The sequence below is a fragment of the Empedobacter brevis NBRC 14943 = ATCC 43319 genome, assembly GCF_000382425.1.
Lineage (GTDB): Bacteria > Bacteroidota > Bacteroidia > Flavobacteriales > Weeksellaceae > Empedobacter > Empedobacter brevis.
Map to the genome: position 1 here is coordinate 134,858 of NZ_KB908299.1, position 16,301 is coordinate 151,158.

Here is a 16,301-nt window from a genome sequence, read left to right on the forward strand (position 1 = left end):
GATTTTCCTGTCGTCGAAATGACAATACAGCATTGTCATTCTGAAAAAATAAAAGCGGATGAGAAATATGAACAAAACAAGAAGTAAATATTAAAATTGCTTTAAAATTTTTAAATCATCAATGAACGATTTTGCAACTTTAATTAATGCGCTCGACAGCACCAACAAAACCTCTTTAAAACAAGAGGCAATTATCGAGTTTCTGCAAGAGGCGTCTTCGCATGATAAATTATGGTTTCTAGCTCTATTTACAGGGCGAAAACCGAAACGAAATGTCAATTCTACCTTAATGAAAACGTGGGCGATGGAAGTTGCCGAAATTCCAGAATGGCTTTTTGTAGAGAGTTATTCCAGCGTGGGTGATTTAGGGGAAACCATTTCTCTTATTTTACCACCACCAACCAAAACCATCGACTATTCTTTGTCAGAATGGATGCAAAAAATCATTGATTTAAAGGACAAAACAGAAGATCAGAAAAAAGATTTTGTTCTTGATGCGTGGAACGGTTTAGATTATGTAGAGCGGTTTATTTTCAATAAGCTTTTGGGCGGCAGTTTCAGAATCGGCGTTTCCAGTAAAACTTTAATTAATACGCTTGCAAAATATTATAGTTTAGACACTAATGCTGTTACACACAGTATTATGGGTACTTGGACGGCAGAGGAAGTCGATTTCGAAAAGTTGATTAAAGGCGATTATACTGCGACCCATTTATCCAAACCTTATCCGTTTTGTTTGGCTTATGCGTTAGAAAAAGAAATTGAAGATTTAGGCGATACGCAAGAGTGGTTGGTAGAATATAAATGGGATGGTATTCGAGGGCAATTTATTAAGCGAGATGGCGAAGTTTTTATTTGGTCGAGAGGTGAAGAATTGGTGACGGATCAATTTCCTGAAATTCGTGATGAATTGATGCAATGGAAAGGTAATTTTGTTTTGGATGGTGAAATTCTAGCATTTAAAAACGATCAAGTTTTAAATTTTACTGCACTTCAAAAACGCTTGAATCGTAAAAATTTAACGAAGAAAATTTTGAACGAAATTCCCATTGTTGTTTATGCGTACGACGTTTTAGAGTGGGAACAAGATGATTACCGCGAAAAATCGATGATGCAAAGAAGATTAAAATTAGAGCAAATTTTAGAAGACAATCCTTCGGATAAAGTACATCTTTCAGAAAAAATTATTTTTGAAAATTGGAATCAACTTCCCGCAATTCGAGAAAATGCTCGAGAAATTAATAGTGAAGGTTTGATGTTAAAAAATGTACATTCTCCTTATCATACCGGTCGAAAAAAAGGCGATTGGTGGAAATGGAAACTCGATCCACTGACGATTGATGCAGTTTTAATTTACGCCCAAAAAGGAAGTGGAAGACGAAGCGGTTATTATACTGATTATACTTTTGCAGTCAAAAAAGAAGGGGAATTAGTCACGATTGCGAAAGCTTATTCAGGTTTAACAGATAAAGAAATACAAGAAGTTAGCAAATTTATTTCTAAAAATGTGTTGGAAAAATTTGGACCTGTCCGAACGGTAAAACCCGAATTGGTTTTTGAGTTGGCTTTTGAAGGAATTGGATTTAGTAGTCGACATAAATCGGGTGTAGCATTGCGTTTTCCAAGAATTTTACGTTGGCGACGCGATAAAAAAATGGATGAAATAGACGATATTGAAGATATTAAAAAATTAATCACGTGACCGAGAAATTTGAACAATCCGATGGCTATCAACTCATCAAAAATTGGATGCAAGCCAAAGATATGGAGGCTTTTAATTTTCAGAAGGATGCTTGGCAACGTTTTGCTAATGGCTATTCTGGGATGGTTGTTGCTCCCACAGGCTTTGGGAAAACTTATTCTCTTTTTTTAGCGGTTGTTATTGATTTTTTTAATCATCCCGAAAAATATGGAAATGGATTGAAACTCCTTTGGATAACACCACTCCGTTCTTTAGCTAAAGATTTGGCAAAAGCCATGCAAGAAGCGATTGACGAAATTGGACTTGATTGGGTGGTGGAAGTACGAAATGGTGATACCGATGCACAACAGAAAGCCCGACAAACTAAGAAAATGCCTGATATTCTTTTGGTAACGCCCGAAAGTTTACATCTTCTTTTGGCTCAAAAAAATAACGAACGATTTTTTACTCATCTCAAAGCAATTGCGGTAGACGAGTGGCATGAATTGTTGAGTACAAAACGTGGTGTGATGGTAGAATTGGCTTTAGCTGTTTTAAAACTACGGCAAGTAAACATCAAGATCTGGGGAATTACTGCAACCATCGGTAATTTGGATCAGGCTTTTGATGTTTTGATTCCAAATGCTAAAAAGAGAACCAAAGTTGTCGCTAAAGAGCATAAGAAAATTGAAATTCTCTCCGTTTATCCTCCTGAAGTTGAAATTTTGCCTTGGGCAGGACATTTAGGCGGAAAATTAGTACAGGAAGTCGTTCCCATTATTTTAAAAAGTAAATCGACACTTATTTTCACCAATACGCGAAGCCAGAGTGAAATATGGTATCAACTTTTATTGGAGGCGTATCCCGATTTTGCTGGGCAAATTGCATTGCATCATAGTTCCATTGATGCTAATTTGCGTCAATGGGTAGAAGAAAATTTGAGTTCCGGACTGTTAAAGGCGGTGGTATCTACGTCTTCATTAGATTTGGGTGTCGATTTTAAACCTGTAGATACGGTGATTCAAATTGGTTCCAGTAAAGGTGTTGCACGGTTTATGCAAAGAGCAGGACGAAGCGGACACTCGCCTTTTGAAACTTCAAAAATTTACTTTGTTCCCACTCATTCATTAGAATTTATTGAAGCTTCAGCGTTAAAAGAAGCCGTTAAAAATAAAGTGATTGAAAATAGGGAACCTTTTGTTTTGGCGTACGATGTCTTGGTACAATTTCTCGTTACTTTGGCTTTGGGCGGCGGTTTCTATCCCAAAGAAACTTATCCCATTATCAAAAATACCTATGCTTTTTCTGAAATAACGGAAGAGGAATGGCAATGGTGTATTTATTTTATCACACAAGGCGGAAAAATAGGTGAAAATTACGAAGAATTTCATAAAGTGGTGAAAAAAGAAGATGGAAAACTAGTTGTTGAAAAAAGAAAAATAGGCATGTTGCACCGCATGAATATTGGAGCTATTGTAAGCGATTCGATGTTACGAGTGAAGTTTTTGTCCGGCGGTTATATTGGGATGATTGAAGAATATTTTATTACTAAATTGAGGAAAGGTGATAAATTTGTTTTGGCAGGACGTGTTTTAGAATTCGTTATGCTGAAAGATATGACGGTTTTTGTAAAATTGTCGAGTGGTAAAGCGATAACTCCCAGTTGGCTCGGAGGTAGATTGCCTTTGTCATCTAATTTAAGTTATTTTTTACGTAAAAAATTAGCTGAATCGCTCTCACCAAATGCTCGTGAAAAAGAACTTCGATTTTTGCATCCTTTGTTGGTGAATCAGAATGAAAATTCGCACATTCCGAAAGAAGATGAATTTCTAGTAGAGCGCATCAAAACGAGAGAAGGTTATCATTTGTTTTTTTACCCTTTTGAAGGAAGATTGGTACATGAAGTGATGGCAACTTTATTGGCATATCGAATCTCTAAATTGTATCCTATCAGCTTCTCGATGGCGATGAACGACTATGGTTTTGAACTTTTTTCGGACAGAGAAATACAATTGATGGATACGGAATTGAATCAAATTCTTTCTAAAGTAAACCTAATGCAAGACGTTATTAGCAGTATAAATGCGACTGAAATGGCACGAAGAAAATTTAGAGATATTGCCGTAATTTCTGGAATGGTGGTGCAAACGATGCCTGGAAGACAAGTGAATAACAAATCTTTGCAGGCTTCATCGGGAATTATATTTTCTGTTTTGGAAGATTATGATCCGCAAAATTTATTGTTACGACAGGCATACACGGAAGTTTTTAACCAGCAATTGGAAGAACAACGATTAACTGCAGCATTTGATCGAATTAGTGAAAGTAAAATCATCTATGTAAAATCGGATCGATTTACACCTTTAAGTTTTCCGATAAAAGTAGACAGTTTGAGACAATCGCTTTCCAGCGAAGATTTGAGTACGAGAATTAGAAAAATGCAAGAGGCAAATTTGAAGAAAAAAGCAAGACGAAAATGATTTTAGCAGAAAAGACGATCAATATTAAGCAACACAACTTAGTTTTAACCAATCAACGAGCGTTGTTTTGGAAAGAAGCGGAGACTTTAGTTTTATCAGATCTACATTTGGGAAAAACAGCTCATTTCAGAAAAAATGGAATTTCTTTGCCTTCCGAAATTATTGAGAACGATTTGAAACGTTTGTCAGATTTAATCATTCACTTCCAGCCTAAAAGAATGATTGTTGTAGGCGATTTTGTTCATGCAGGAAAAAATTCTGAATTCAACCTATTTGCTGAATGGAAATCTCAATTTTCTGATTTAAAAATTATCCTAATAAAAGGTAACCACGACCTAATTGCAAAAGAAAAACTTTTGGATATTGGTGTTACAGAAGTTTTTGAAATTTACGAAGAAGAGAATTTTATTTTTTCTCATGAAAAAGTGGAATTGCAAGAAAAAGTTGTGATTTCTGGACATCTTCATCCAGGAATTAGAATGAAAACTCCAGTTGGGAGATTTGTTAAATTTCCGTGTTATATTGTGAGTAATTTCCAACTAATTTTACCAGCTTTTAGTTCGTTTACAGGTTTGGATACAAAAAATCATCCCAAAAATTCAAGCTATTATTTTTTTACGGAAGAGGATATTTTTACTATATAAATTTCTTTAATTTGTTTGATTAGCAATATTATTTATTTAACATAAATATTTGGCTTTGTATTTTCCTTCGTGTCGCCATTCGTCAAAACTATCTATCAATATCAAACAACGATTAGTAAAGGCATCTCGAAAATATGGTTTTTCATCAAGTGTTTCAATTCGAGTATTTAACGTATTGTTCGAATTAAAATCATTTCCTGCCCCATGTGGAACTAAACACGATTCCAGCAAATGAATGTAATCTTGTTTATGAGTGATAACTGGTAACTTGGGATGATCAAAAACCTTTGAAATGTGGATTTGGAGTAAATGAGGCTTCAGGCTTGAACTTCAATCTTGATTTCTTCTCAATTTGTTCCATTGAGTTAGTAACTTTAACATGAAAACACATACTATCTACTTTGGAATAAAGATAAGGATTTTCTTAAAATTTGAATTCTATTGTAAATCTATATTTTCTATAAAATACTAAAAAGTATTAATTAAAACAATAATAGTTTACTGATAAACATAATATAAATTGTAAACTTAACACTAAAGTATTATTTTATGGAACAAAGTTTTTATTTCAAAGTATTGGATCAAATACAGAATGAAGAAAAAAAAGTAGATTTATTAACTGGAAATGTAATTGATGCTTCATATCAAATGATTACGTTTTTACAGAATTTATTGTATGAAGTAAGGAGCACTTCATCAAAAAGAGGATTTAACAATCAAGAAGAAGAAATATACTTTTTCAAGAAAATTAAACCTCAAATTCTGGGTAAATTAATTTATTACAATAAAATTTATCGAATTGAAACAAACTGTCCTTTTCAAGAAGGTAAAATGTATTACAATTTTTTTTCTAAGCAATTGGTAAATCTCAAACGCGAATTTATGGAACATATATGTAGCTCTGATTTTTATAGGTACTATCGCTCAGGTAGAAAAGATCGAGATGAAACCTATTTTAAGAGAGGAAATATTAATTTTCATGAAGGGCTCAATAGCATAGTATTTGAAATTGATCCAGAATTCTCTACCTTTTACGATTATAAAATTGCTCGAATTCTTTCCTCCGAACTCTTATATTCTTACCTCATAACCAAAATAAATCCAGATGAAGATTCTAAAAATGAAGTATTAAAATCTGAAAATTCACAAAAAGATTTATCCTGGACAGACAGTAAAAATGCGCTTATCGAATTAATTTATGCACTTTACGCATCTGGAGCAATTTCTCATGGTAAAATAGGTATTAGAAAATTAAGTCTTGTCTTTCAAATACTTTTTAAAATTCCATTGGGAGATGTTCATCATTCTTTTCACCGCATGAAATCTAGAAGCGGTTCGCGCACTATTTTCTTAGATTATCTCAAACTCTCATTAGAGGAATATATGGATAGAGAAATGTAAATTCAATACCCATTTATGCCAATTGGTAAACCTTTTAATAATTGATTTACAACTCAATTTAAATAAAGTTTTCTACTATCAATCAGCATATTTTACTCTACTATCTAAAAAGAACTCTCTTTCCAATTGGCATTACTTGGCTTTCAAATCTTTTATTATATTGAACTTTTGTATCAAAATTTATTAATCTTAAAGTTTTTGATATGAATATTGACCGAATGGAATTTTTAGCGTGGATGGAACGTTTAATGAATCGTCTTGATTTATTGGGTGAAAATATGAATGATTTTCACAAAAATAAAACTTCAGTAGATGGCGAAGAATTATTGGATAATCAGGACGTTTTACAAATGTTGAAGATTAGTAATCGTTCCTTACAGCGATATCGCTCAGATGGGCGGCTTCCTTATTATACCATCAGTGGGAAATTATATTATAAATTATCAGATGTTCATCAATTTATTCGGAATAGTTTTAATTCTTCAGCCTTAAGAAAAAGAGACAAGTAATGACAAAATCGACCAATAAAGGTCAATTTTACTACACTTTTTACGAATCATTTATTTTCGAATTCAATTATAAATAATAGAAAAATGAGTGAGATTCAAACACAAAATTCAGAACAAACTGCCCAATTATCAGATATCTTATTGGTGTTAGATAAAGAAAAGATGAAGATTCAAGCGATAAAAAGTTTTGATAAAAATGGTCAAATGGAAACAGTTGATCCAACGAAGAAAAACCAAAATAAATTTATGCAAATAAATAAACACGGAGACTTTCTTTCCAATTTTTTCTCCAACTTCTACAATCAATTAAAGAATCCAACCAATTTCGCTTTTTTCAAAGTACCAGATTCAGTTGCAATTGAAAAAGCAAAAGAGTTTCAAAAACATTTTAATCATCCAATATCTGAAAATGAAAAAGAGGTTTTTCAATATGAAATACTACCAAACGCATTTCAGCAAAATCATTCAAAAAATAATAATATGGAAACAGAAAAAACAGAATACCGTTTCAATCCAGAACAAATTGATTGGGAAACGATGAATAACTTAGGTTTGAGCAAAGAACGATTAGAAAAAATCAATCAATTAGACCCTTTATTAAAAGGCTATAAAACCAATCAGCTTATTCCTGTCAGTATCAATTTTGGTTCAGCAGTTCTTCGTACCGATATACGACTCTCTTTACAACAATCGGAAAATGGAACAATTGTTCCTGCACTTCATGGAATTCGAAAAGAACCCAATTTGAACTATGAATTTTTTGGTCACAAATTTACGGATGAGGACAAGAAAAATTTGTTAGAAACAGGAAATATGGGAAGAGTTGTTGATTTAACGAATACTAAAACAGGCGAAAATATTCCATCGATTATCAGTGTAGACCGTTTAACCAATGAGTTAATTGCATTGAAAACAGAGTTTATTAAAATTCCAGATGAAATAAAAGGAGTTCTATTAAATAAAGAACAAAAACAAACCTTAAAAGAAGGGAAATCGTTGTATTTAGAAGGTATGACTTCTGTTAAAGGAACAGAATTTTCAGCAAATGTTCAATTTAATGCAGATAAACGATATGTAGAGTTTCAATTTGATAATAAGATTAATAAGGTACAAAATATAAAATCAAATCGAGAAGAATTTAAGAATTTTGAAGCGCCTAAAATTTTTAGAAATAAAGAACTTTCAGAACAGCAGCATAATGAACTTAAAGATGGAAAAACAGTCTTTATAGATGGTTTAATAGATAAAAGAGGACAGACTTATCAAGGCTACATTTCTTTCAACAAAGAATTAGGAAAAACTCAATTTATGTTTCCAAATCAATTAAAAGAGGCTGCTCAACCAAGTGAAGAACATAAAACGCAAGTTGCTGTAAATTCTGAAGGAAAAACGAATGAATCAACAAAACAAATTAAAACACCTTTGGAATCTAAACAACAATCGCCTAAAGAGAAACAGTCAAAAAAATCTACTGAAAGCCTTCCTAAGAATGCCAAATCGAAGGGTAGAAAAGTGTAATGTAAAGAAATGTATTATGAAAAAAGAGTTGAAAAATCAAACTAATGTAAAAGATGAAATTAACTCTGAAAATAGCGTTAAAGTAGGGAGAGAAGTTTTCATTTCAGCTTTGACGCTTATTTGTCAACGATACTTGGAACAGGTTAATTGTAAAGAAAAAAATATTTATGAGTTGGAGTTGTTGCATACCAAATCTTTTATTGAATTTAAAAGCCAATTAATACTTGAAGATGAAAAGCAAATAAAACCTGTATTAAAAACAATCCAACGAATAGGAAAAGCTGAAGTTGTTGATATTAAGATAGGTAATTGTATAGAAGAACCTCCTTTATTATTTAATCGTATTGATTTACAAGATGAAGTATATTCAAAATATAATATATCTTTTGAGGAAACATCAAGAATTACCGAGAAACTTTACGAAAACCAATTTATTACAAATCCTCAAACTGAGAGTGCGTTTATTAACAATCAATTTTGGACTACTTTTCCGAAACTCATCCATGCTTTAAATGAAAGAGAAAACTATAAAAAGATTACGAATGAACTTAGGAAAGGTGGCCTTAATAAAAGAGTTGTGAATGATGAAAAGGCAAAAGATCAGCATGGAATATTAATTACAGATAAAATACCATCTGCATTATCTGTAAAAGAAAAAATCATTTATGATATGATTGTATTTCGATTTTTAGAAGCAGTATCACAAGAATCTATAAAAGAAATTGTAATAGTTAACTTGGAAATATTACACTATGAATTCAAGGCCGAATATTGTAGAATTGTAGGTAGTGGCTGGCGATCAATACAGGGAAACTTTTCTAGAGATTTAATTATTTTACCAGAATTACCCTCATTAAAATTGGGTGATGAGCTAAAAATAAAACAGTTTTCGATAAACGAAAAGAAAACAAAACCTCCAAAATTATTAGATTTCATAAGTTTATTATTAGAAATGAAGGCTGTAGGAAAAGATGAGCAAAACGAAAAAGTTATTGAAGAATTAGTGATCAATAATTATGTTAGATTAGAGAATAGATTCTTAATACCTACAGAAAAAGGATTAAAATTATTTGGTTCAGTTTATCATCATAATTTACCTATTCAAATTGAACAATCTAACTTATTATCAATATTGATCTGCCCTAAATGTAAAAAAGCTCAATTGGCAATCGATGAAAATATGATTAAATGTACAGAGCCAGTATGTAATTGGATGCAATATAGAAATATTTGCGGTGTGCAACTTTCAATAAAAGATACCGAAAACTTAATCAATAATGGAACTACAACCTTAATAAAAGGATTTCAACTCAAATCAGGTAAAAAGTTTAATGCAATAATTAAACTCAACAAACAGGGTGAAAGTTCTTTTGTAATAGAACAGAAGAAATAACAATTATATTAATTCCTACTATAATTCTAATTATTGGTGTTCAATTTATTTTTTCAATTGTTTAATGTATTCATAAGGACGAAACGAAGTCACTTGAAAAAAAGCATCCGAAAAATGCCTAGCAGAAGAAAATCCTCCTAATTCAGCCAAATCTCTAAGAGAATGTTGATGATATTTCTTTGAATTATTAAGAAGGTTGAGAATATAATTCACTTTAAGTTGATTGATATAATTTGAAAAATTTGTTCCTTTTTGTGAATTAATAACTCTTGATAGATAAGCCGAATTAGTTTTGAATGATCTGCATAATTGTGCCAATGTTAAAGTAGGTTGTAGAAATAGTTGATTGGCTTCAAATTCGTCTAATTGTCTTGTAATATCCATTACAACTTCTGGTGGAATATCTATTATTGGTTGCGGAACAGATATCTTTTTCTTTATAGAAGTTTTCTTAAAAAGGCGTTTACAAATCCAAAAAGCCATAATTGAACTTATTAAAATTATTACTCCATTTAAAACTGGATATAAAAGAAGTTTGTATTCTACATTTTTCTTTAATTTCAATAATTCTTTTTCATCATATTCTTTTTGAATTATGGGAGTTATTTTTACGATATTTCGTTGAGTAAGACTATCTAATCTAAGCAATTGATTGATATAATAAAGCTGATTTTGAAAATCATTTTTATTTGCAGAATTATCTATTAAACCCTTATATGCAGGGCGAACTTCACTGTCCAAAAATTCATATTGATTAAAAAGTTGATCTATTTTTTCAAAATATTCAATGGATTTTTCAAATTGATTTAATTTCTCAAATGATTTTCCAAGATATAAATATGCTTTGCTTAATGTATAAAAATCCTCTTGTTTATTTACATAATGAATTTCTTTAGTTAATATGTAGATCGCTTTTTCATAATTTTTATTGAAATAGTAATCAATTGCTGTAGAAATCCAAAAGTAATGAATGAAATATATATTTTCTTTTTGTTGACTCAATCTCAAGCCATGTCGATTAAGTTGACTTGCTAATTTATATTTTTGTTGAAATTGAAGAACTTGAGTTCTGTAATAAATTGAATTCAAAAAATAAGCATGATGATTTTCATCGGAACTATTCTTCTCAAAATAGGAGGTGCATTTTTGAAACAATACATCCGATTCACTGAATTGTTTTAAATGAAATTTAATTAAAGCAAGATTGAAAATTACTTTATATGAGATATATTCTGAGGATTTGTTATTTAATTTCCTTTCAGCAATTAAATAATTTTCTAAAGCTGGTTGAAATTTTTTGAATTGAAAATGAATTAATCCCTTTGAAAGGTAGCTTTGAATAACAAAATCATTATTTTGTGTTTTCTGAGCAGTAACAATCGTACTATCTGCATATTTTAGCTTATTAGAATAATCATTTGAATAAAAAATACCTTCTTTATAACCATAAAATAACGTTTCGTTATCCTTTCTAATTTTAGCTTTTAAGATATAGGCATTGATATACTTCCATACCTGGGGATTATTTTTATCATATTGAAAGGAATCAATTTTTTGAACAAGATATTCATTGGTTTGAGCACTCAAAATATCAATTGCGAAAACATTTTCTATGCTTAAACTGAACAATATTAATCCTATTATTAGTTGTAGATATGTTTTCATAAGCTTAAAATTTAATGAAAACAGTAGCAGAATAATCGGTAAGGTACTTCAAATTAATAAATTAAACAAATAGAGTATAACAGATAATAGCTTTTTTAAACAAAGAAAATTTGTAAAAAAAATGCTCAAAATGAAGTATTTATAAATTCGTCATTCCCAAAAGTATATTTTTTATTCAATTTTTTAAAAAAATATAAAAATTCATTTTTCAAAATACTGTAATTCAGTTAATTATTTTACAAAAACAACGAATTTATAAATCCGTTATCCCATTTATGTATTTGTAGTACTTGTTTGCATTAATTCTCTTCTACAAGACATAATTTTAAAACACCAAACATTAAAACTTGTCATATGAAAACAAAAATCTATTTTTTAATTATAGTAGTTGTTAGCTGTTTATTCTATAACTGTGTTGAAGAAGAGGAACAACAAATTGAATCTATAAATACTTCGCTTTTACAGAGAAGAGATACGATTTCAACAAATGATAGTATATCAATTTATTCAGAAACACAAGTAAATGAAGCTGATCCTCCAAAGGAAAAAGATCCATATATCAAACGTACTGAAGAAGGAGGGGAGTAGTATACTTTAAACCCAAAACACATCAAGATGAGAAGATATTTTCTATTTATACAAACACTCATCTGCTACCTATTTATTGTGTTGTTTATTTACGCGGCTGTAAGTAAGCTGATGGATTTTGAAACCTTTCAAACCCAGCTGGGACAATCGCCCTTATTAGCCAGTTATGCGATTCCTATTTCGTATGGTATTATTGCCATAGAACTTACAACTGCGGTTCTTTTGATGTTTGATCGATTCCGAATAATTGCCTTACAACTTTCGCTTTTAATGATGGTGATGTTCACCACCTATATTGTGATTATTCTACATTTCACGGCATTTACACCTTGTTCTTGTGGTGGAGTTTTAGAAAAGATGGGATGGACGGAACATCTGATTTTTAATGGTGTCTTTGTAGGATTAGCTTTAATTGGCATTAGGATAGCAAACAATTCTCAAACATGGAAACGCTATATTATTCAACAATTCTTTCTTATTTTAATTGGAATTGTTAGTGTAACCATTTTATATGGTTTATCAGAAAAGAAATCTCAGTATAACAATGCGTTTACGCGTAAATACATTCCGCATTTAGCAGAAAAACAAACTACTCTCAATTTAGAATCAACTGGTTATTATATAGCAGGTATTGATAGTTGTTATCTCTATTTAGCCAATACAGAAACACCTTTATTTCTTAAAAGGTATGATTATCTAGCTAATCAAATGAAGAATATAAAACTAGAAATTGATCAATATAAGCTGCCTTATAAAAGAGTGATTGCTAAAGTACAAACACCATATTTTTATTTAGGAGACGGTTCGGTTGGTATTTTACTTCGAGGTAAAATTGATGATTGGAAAGCAAAAACCATTTCTAAAGGAGATGTATATTATAATCAATTTGTGGTCGCAGATTCTTCGAAGTTTGGGATAGCAACTTATAGCACCAAAGTAAAGGCAAATGTATTGGGATTGTTATCGGAGCATCAACTTCAGCTTAACTATAACAGTCTAGAAAAACAACTTGACGGTACATTTGAGTCAGACGGAACATTACTATGGAATTCCCAATTAGAAAAGTTTATCTACATCTATTACTACAAAAATCAGTACCTCGAATTTGATGCTGCGTTAACTGAAATGAAAACAGGACACACCATTGATACTATTTCTAAAGTTCAGATCGATGTAGGCTATTTTAAAAAAACAAAGCAATATAAATTAGGTCCACAAACCTTACTTGTAAACAAATTAGCAACTACTTACGATAACCAACTCTATATATCGACGGACCGACTAGGTAATTTCGAACAAAAAATAGAAGGTACAAGTGTCATAGATCAATATGATTTGGTGAACAAAACCTATACACATAGTTTTTACCTCTACTATTCGCCTAAAAATCAACTAAGAAATTTCACTATTTACAAAAACAAAATATTTGCAATTGTAGATCATGAACTTTATATCTATAACAAAAGAAAATAAATCGTTGCGCAACACAGGGGATGACCGAAAACCTGTACAATAGAGTAAGTCACCACATTAAAATTATACAAAATGAAAACAAATTTTCTAAAAAAAGCGCTACCTATTGGGGTAGGAATGATGGCTGTTGCTTTTGCATTTGCCACAGAAAGTAAAACTTCTCAAAATAATGAAGAAGAAGTATTAATGACAGGATATATTTATAATTCTGCTACGAATCATTGTGATGACGTAAAAGTTGATTGTTCAACAACAATTGGATTACCATGTACTGTGAATGAAAATGGAATTGAAAAAGATGTTTTTGAATTGAGAGATGTATCAGAAACTTCGTGTAGTATTCCACTATATCGTCAATAAGCATTTAAGTTTAATTTAAATAGGAACGGAGCATCATGTGCTCCGTTCTTTTATTTTAAATGTGTATCAAACCAATTTTTTATTTTAGTGGATAAAAATTGTTGATTGGTTTTATTTTTTAAGGCATGTCCTTCATGATCAAATAAAAGTAATTCGGCTTTTTTTCCTAATCGTTTTATTCCCATAAAAAAATACACACTTTGATACCAATTTACATTATAATCTTCTTTGCCTGTCCATATTAAGACTGGTATTTGTAATTTTTCGACATGATAAAGAGGCGAGTTTTTGTAATATTGATCTTTTAAATTATATAAACTATCACCCATTCTTAATTGGTAATTTTCTAATCGCCATAATTGATCTGACTGATTGTCTATATTATAATCATGGTAATAACTAATCAAATCGGTTATAGCTGAACCAACAACTGTTGTTTTGAAAAATGTTGATTGTGTAGAAATAAAGGCTGTTTCATACCCACCAAATGAATGTCCAATTAAACCAATTCTTTCTTGATCAATTGTCGATAGTTCTACAGCTTTTTTTACCGCATTTTCTACACTTACCAAAGCAGATCTGCCTGGGTTTCCAATTTCATATTCTATATCGGGTAACAAAACAAAATAGCCATCTAATACATAGTCCATGAAATTAAATCCGATAGGTGAATTTTTAGATGGTAAAGTAAATTCATTGACTTTAAACGAATTCTTTTCATAAATGTACACAACCATAGGATATGTTTTAGTTGAATCGTATTGAGAAGGGTATAAAAGAGAGCCATTCATCACGTTTCCATTTATAGATGTATAGTTTATATTTTTAGAAAAACCTAAGTCGTATTCACTTAGCTTAGAGTTGCTTTGGTAAATAATACGCGTTGTATGATTAGTGGAAAGTTCATGAATAGAGGGTGATTCATTGTACTTTGCTTTTCTATAATACAATTTATTTTTGTTGCTATCACTGTAAATTTGATTGACTTCGGCATCAGTTCTAAAAGAATGTATCACTTTTCCCTTTTTTAAGATCGCTATTCCATGCGACTGATCATCTTTATGGAGTTTAATAATCAGTGGTTTATTCATGTCAATACTACGATTTGATGAGTTCGTTAAATTGATAGATGCCAAACGATTGTGTTCTTCTTTTTGTTCTCCAAAGGTAATTTGCTTTACTTCATTTTTATCTATACTAAACTGCCACAAATCATAGGTTGACGTTAGTAGAATAGATTTTTCATCCTCTGACCAATAGGGCTGATCAAAAGGCGGTTTGTCAGTTTCTGCTTTAGTTCTATCATAAAAAACTTGAGAAAGAACTGTTGTTAGCTTCTTATGTGTTTGCTTTTTTACATCATACAAATTCCAATGTTTTGTTTTAAAATAAGCAATGTACTCCCCATTTGGTGAAACAGAAATAAAATTAGGGTTGGTATATAGACTATCAATTATTTTATATGATTTTTTTGATTGGTAATCATTTAAATAAACATCTGCAATTTCAAAATATCTATATTGTGGTTCATACTGTTTTCTATCAAATGTCAAGGCAAAGTGGATATTACTATTAAGTGCGAATTGGCTTCCTTTTCTTTCCGTAACAGAATCGTATTCATTCACAGTCCAAATAAACCGTTTATAACCATCTTTTTGTTTCATTAATTGTTCTTTGGGATAGATCCACGTATCGTTGGTAGACCACTTTTCAATTCCTTTTAAAGAATCTTCGGTGATTTTTTCATTTAGTTGAAATTCAATAAATTGTCCATTCGTTAAAACACGAACAGATTCATCCATAAAATAATGAGAAGGATTTATTTTCAACCAATCCTTTAGATTCAAAATATTCACCCTTTTTGTTTGAAATGCGTAACGAACTATTTTTCTCTTTGCGTTTTCTTTTTCAAGAAATGAAAAATACTGTCCATTTTTACTCCAATTATTTAGAGGAGATCGATCATTAAAAATGTACGTACCTGTATCACTTGATAGCTGATCAATAGCCTCTAATTTTGAGCTATAAAAACCAACTGTTTTTCCATCCTTAGAAAGAGTTGTCAATGTAGATGAAGCAGGGCTCCAACTAAAGTTGGAAACATTATGCTTTGTAACGAATTTTTCTGATCTGGTATCGAATAACGTCAAAACATCATCAGCTGATAAATAAGCAAGCTGTTGATTGGTCGAATCAAATTCTACTTTTCTAATTGGTTTATTCAAAACAAGAAAGCTTTTCGAATTTCTTAAATCGATTATTTCAAGTTTGCTTTCACTTAAAAGGATTGCAAAATGTTCGTTATTAGAAAATAAACTCTTTTTTGTATTTTTTCTTTCTATAGTTTTATAAGTAGAAGAATGAATTAATCGAATGATATTTTTACCTAAAAATGATTCAGAGGTTTCAATCCAATTCCCGTTAGTGCTAATGTTATTAATTGTAGTATTAGTAGACCATATACTGTCTAAATCATGTGTATATTTTTTCTTATTTATCTCTTGACTAAAGACGTTGTAGGTCGAGAGAACAAATCCCAATAGGATGAGGAATATTATTTTACTTATTTTTTCCATTGGTACTAATTCT

General features: G+C 30.8%; 13 protein-coding genes. 10 read left to right on the forward strand and 3 right to left on the reverse strand.

Annotated elements, in window-relative coordinates:
- Nucleotides 1-121 precede the first annotated feature (121 nt).
- Genes H277_RS0113800 through pdeM form a run of 3 tightly spaced genes read left to right on the forward strand, consistent with a single transcriptional unit; the run spans nt 122 to nt 4,805 of the window.
- The gene (locus H277_RS0113800; RefSeq protein ID WP_019976201.1) at nt 122-1,702 is read left to right on the forward strand and encodes an ATP-dependent DNA ligase; all 1,581 of its coding nucleotides are present in this window, start codon (nt 122-124) and stop codon (nt 1,700-1,702) included.
- Complete coding sequence (locus H277_RS0113805; protein WP_026357613.1) at nt 1,699-4,161, forward strand: ligase-associated DNA damage response DEXH box helicase; 2,463 nt, start codon at nt 1,699-1,701, stop codon at nt 4,159-4,161. The genes H277_RS0113800 and H277_RS0113805 overlap by 4 nt, the downstream gene beginning before the upstream one ends.
- Complete coding sequence (gene pdeM, locus H277_RS0113810; protein WP_019976203.1) at nt 4,158-4,805, forward strand: ligase-associated DNA damage response endonuclease PdeM; 648 nt, start codon at nt 4,158-4,160, stop codon at nt 4,803-4,805. Before H277_RS0113805 ends, pdeM begins: the two co-directional genes overlap by 4 nt.
- A 36-nt stretch (nt 4,806-4,841) precedes the next feature.
- Here pdeM and H277_RS20045 read toward each other — a convergent pair whose 3' ends face one another.
- Complete coding sequence (locus H277_RS20045; RefSeq protein ID WP_081623232.1) at nt 4,842-5,126, reverse strand: SOS response-associated peptidase family protein; 285 nt, start codon at nt 5,124-5,126, stop codon at nt 4,842-4,844.
- Between the two features lie 228 nt (nt 5,127-5,354).
- On the opposite strand from H277_RS20045, the gene H277_RS0113815 reads away from it, so the two are divergent.
- From H277_RS0113815 to H277_RS19145, 4 genes are all read left to right on the forward strand, one after another.
- Nucleotides 5,355-6,206 carry an RteC domain-containing protein gene (locus H277_RS0113815; protein WP_019976204.1) on the forward strand — a complete coding sequence of 284 codons (852 nt, stop codon included), beginning with the start codon at nt 5,355-5,357 and terminating at the stop codon, nt 6,204-6,206.
- A gap of 203 nt (nt 6,207-6,409) precedes the next feature.
- Nucleotides 6,410-6,715, forward strand: coding sequence for a helix-turn-helix domain-containing protein (locus H277_RS0113820; protein WP_019976205.1), 306 nt, complete (start codon nt 6,410-6,412; stop codon nt 6,713-6,715).
- An 84-nt stretch (nt 6,716-6,799) separates the two neighbouring features.
- Nucleotides 6,800-8,233 (forward strand): DUF3945 domain-containing protein, encoded by a 1,434-nt coding sequence (locus H277_RS0113825; protein WP_019976206.1) that lies wholly within the window; start codon nt 6,800-6,802, stop codon nt 8,231-8,233.
- 16 nt (nt 8,234-8,249) lie between these two features.
- On the forward strand, nt 8,250-9,626 hold the full coding sequence (locus H277_RS19145; protein ID WP_019976207.1) for a DNA topoisomerase: 1,377 nt from the start codon (nt 8,250-8,252) through the stop codon (nt 9,624-9,626).
- Nucleotides 9,627-9,671: 45 nt separating this feature from the next.
- Here the strand turns inward: H277_RS19145 and H277_RS0113835 are convergent, their stop codons facing one another.
- Nucleotides 9,672-11,291: a helix-turn-helix domain-containing protein gene (locus H277_RS0113835; protein WP_019976208.1), complete on the reverse strand. Its 1,620-nt coding sequence runs from the start codon at nt 11,289-11,291 to the stop codon at nt 9,672-9,674.
- A 354-nt stretch (nt 11,292-11,645) separates the two neighbouring features.
- Between H277_RS0113835 and H277_RS0113840 the strand changes: the two genes are divergently transcribed.
- The 3 genes from H277_RS0113840 (at nt 11,646) to H277_RS0113850 (ending at nt 13,712) form a co-directional block, all read left to right on the forward strand.
- A complete protein-coding gene (locus tag H277_RS0113840) occupies nt 11,646-11,879 on the forward strand; it encodes a hypothetical protein (protein WP_019976209.1) in 234 nt (77 codons plus the stop codon).
- Between the two features lie 27 nt (nt 11,880-11,906).
- The gene (locus tag H277_RS19150; RefSeq protein ID WP_146810802.1) at nt 11,907-13,352 is read left to right on the forward strand and encodes a DoxX family protein; all 1,446 of its coding nucleotides are present in this window, start codon (nt 11,907-11,909) and stop codon (nt 13,350-13,352) included.
- Between the two features lie 72 nt (nt 13,353-13,424).
- Nucleotides 13,425-13,712, forward strand: a complete 288-nt coding sequence (locus H277_RS0113850) for a DUF6520 family protein (RefSeq protein WP_019976211.1) — start codon at nt 13,425-13,427, stop codon at nt 13,710-13,712.
- 50 nt (nt 13,713-13,762) lie between these two features.
- Here the strand turns inward: H277_RS0113850 and H277_RS0113855 are convergent, their stop codons facing one another.
- Entirely contained in the window at nt 13,763-16,288 is a 2,526-nt protein-coding gene (locus H277_RS0113855) for a prolyl oligopeptidase family serine peptidase (protein ID WP_019976212.1), read from the reverse strand.
- Between the last annotated feature and the right edge of the window lie 13 nt (nt 16,289-16,301).

Bases quoted from the DNA above. Each gene is read 5' to 3' on its own strand.
- H277_RS0113800 (WP_019976201.1), top strand. From the start codon at position 122: ATGAACGATTTTGCAACTTTAATTAATGCGCTCGACAGCACCAACAAA.
- pdeM (WP_019976203.1), top strand. From the start codon at position 4,158: ATGATTTTAGCAGAAAAGACGATCAATATTAAGCAACACAACTTAGTT.
- H277_RS0113815 (WP_019976204.1), top strand. From the start codon at position 5,355: ATGGAACAAAGTTTTTATTTCAAAGTATTGGATCAAATACAGAATGAA.
- H277_RS0113820 (WP_019976205.1), top strand. From the start codon at position 6,410: ATGAATATTGACCGAATGGAATTTTTAGCGTGGATGGAACGTTTAATG.
- H277_RS0113825 (WP_019976206.1), top strand. From the start codon at position 6,800: ATGAGTGAGATTCAAACACAAAATTCAGAACAAACTGCCCAATTATCA.
- H277_RS19145 (WP_019976207.1), top strand. From the start codon at position 8,250: ATGAAAAAAGAGTTGAAAAATCAAACTAATGTAAAAGATGAAATTAAC.
- H277_RS0113835 (WP_019976208.1), bottom strand. From the start codon at position 11,291: ATGAAAACATATCTACAACTAATAATAGGATTAATATTGTTCAGTTTA.
- H277_RS0113840 (WP_019976209.1), top strand. From the start codon at position 11,646: ATGAAAACAAAAATCTATTTTTTAATTATAGTAGTTGTTAGCTGTTTA.
- H277_RS19150 (WP_146810802.1), top strand. From the start codon at position 11,907: ATGAGAAGATATTTTCTATTTATACAAACACTCATCTGCTACCTATTT.
- H277_RS0113850 (WP_019976211.1), top strand. From the start codon at position 13,425: ATGAAAACAAATTTTCTAAAAAAAGCGCTACCTATTGGGGTAGGAATG.
- H277_RS0113855 (WP_019976212.1), bottom strand. From the start codon at position 16,288: ATGGAAAAAATAAGTAAAATAATATTCCTCATCCTATTGGGATTTGTT.